Raw genomic sequence first — 1608 nt, 5'->3', positions numbered from 1 at the left:
CCGGCCGCGCCAGCGGACGTCCGTCAACTGGTTGGAGCGCAGCGGAAACCAGGGCGAGCCCAGCGAGCCTGCCCTTCACTCCGGGTCCGCGGATCCGCTCGGGCTGGCCCGTCTGCCAGGCTTGTCGCACGCGCCAGGTGAGTAGTGCCGGCCGTTGCGGGAACGGCGGTCCGTCGCCGGCAACCACCTGCTCAGGCCAGCCACCTGCGGCGGACCGCCCGCCCACTCAAGGCGAACAGCCCGCCGGTACTCATGTGGCGCTGTCGATCATTGCCAGGATTGCGCGGGTGGTTTCTTCCGTCTGTCGGTGCAGCTCTTTGATTTCCTGGTCGGCCGGGGCGGCTTCGGTCTTTTCGAGCTGGACCTGCCATGTGTCCAGCGCTGAGAGCAGTTCGGGCGTAAATGTCGAGTTTGCCCGTCCCTGCAGGCCGAAGTAGTAGATGGCGTCCGTCATTCCCGGATGACCGATCCACGCGGCGGTGTCGGCCGCCTTCTCGCGTTGGCCTGCCTCGTAGTGCGCTTCATAGTCGAAGTCGCCGTCAGCATCCCAAAAGTCCGTCATGGTCCTGTTCCCTTCGTCAAAAGCTGGGCGGTGGCCGGGACGCTGGTCCCGGCCACCGGTCTACTTAGCTGGCGAGCAGTTCGGTCAGTTCGTCCGCGTCGGTGACCAGCGCCGCGCCTCCTTCTTTCAGGAGCCGGTGGCATCCTGCGGAGTTTGCGCTGTGGACGCTGCCGGGGACGGCGGCGACGTGCCGGGCGATGGTTTCGGCGTGGTGGGCGGTGTTCAGCGCACCGGAGCGCCAGCGGGCTTCCACGACACAGGTCACACCGGCCAGGGCCGCGATGATGCGGTTCCTCTGCAGAAAGCGGTACCGGGTGGGGGCGGATCCTGGGGGCAGCTCGGAGAGTGTGAGTCCGTTGGCGCGGATCGCGGCCGCGAGGTCGGCGTTCCCGGAGGGGTAGTCCCGGTCCAGTCCCCCGGCCAGGACGGCGATGGTGGCCGGGCCGTTGCCGGCGCTTCCGGCCAGTGCGGCGCGGTGGGCGTGGGCGTCGATGCCGTAGGCGAGCCCGGCGATCACGCAGATTCCGCGCTGAGCCAGGCTGTAGGCGATATCGCCGGTGACCGCCGCGCCGTAGCTGGTGCAGTCACGTGATCCGGCCAGCGCAGCGCAGTTGGACGGGTCGGGGATTCCGTCGCCGATGGTGCCCCGGTACCAGAGGCCAAACGGCGCGTCCGGGAGGTCGTCCAGACCGGTGGGCCAGTGCTCATCGCCGGGAATCAGGAACCCGCCGCCCAGGCGCTCGATGGTGGCCAGGTCCTTCTCCGGATCCAGATCCGGCACGCGGGGTGCCCAGCGCTTCAGCGCGGCCGCCAGTTCCTCGGGTGTCACGTCCGGGAGGGTGTGGGCAGGTTGGGCGCCGGTGGCGAGCCGCAGCGCGGCGTACGCGCCGAGCCTGCCCACAAGGGTGCGCCCAACTGTGTCCTGGGGTTCGAACAAGCGGGTCAGGGCTGCGCGTGCGATGCGATCGTTCATGGTTTTTGTCCTTGCAGAGACGTGGGGGGTGTGGGGCGATCAGGTGACCGGCCAGCTTCCCTTTCCCCCGTTG

General features: G+C 69.0%; 2 protein-coding genes. Both read right to left on the bottom strand.

The window, feature by feature from the left end:
* Window positions 1–250: 250 nt before the first annotated feature.
* Window positions 251–562 (bottom strand): hypothetical protein, encoded by a 312-nt coding sequence (locus ACKAE7_RS20935; protein WP_408980213.1) that lies wholly within the window; start codon window positions 560–562, stop codon window positions 251–253.
* 64 nt (window positions 563–626) lie between these two features.
* Complete coding sequence (gene dprA, locus ACKAE7_RS20930) at window positions 627–1535, bottom strand: DNA-processing protein DprA (RefSeq protein WP_408980212.1); 909 nt, start codon at window positions 1533–1535, stop codon at window positions 627–629.
* Window positions 1536–1608 lie beyond the last annotated feature (73 nt).

It is taken from the genome of Pseudarthrobacter sp. NKDBFgelt, assembly GCF_046097905.1.
GTDB classification, from domain to species: Bacteria; Actinomycetota; Actinomycetes; order Actinomycetales; family Micrococcaceae; genus Arthrobacter; species Arthrobacter polychromogenes.
The sequence above is the reverse complement of the archived record's forward strand: the minus strand, read 5'-3'. Positions and strand labels throughout refer to the sequence as shown.

Bases quoted from the DNA above. Each gene is read 5' to 3' on its own strand.
- ACKAE7_RS20935 (WP_408980213.1), bottom strand. From the start codon at position 562: ATGACGGACTTTTGGGATGCTGACGGCGACTTCGACTATGAAGCGCAC.
- dprA (WP_408980212.1), bottom strand. From the start codon at position 1,535: ATGAACGATCGCATCGCACGCGCAGCCCTGACCCGCTTGTTCGAACCC.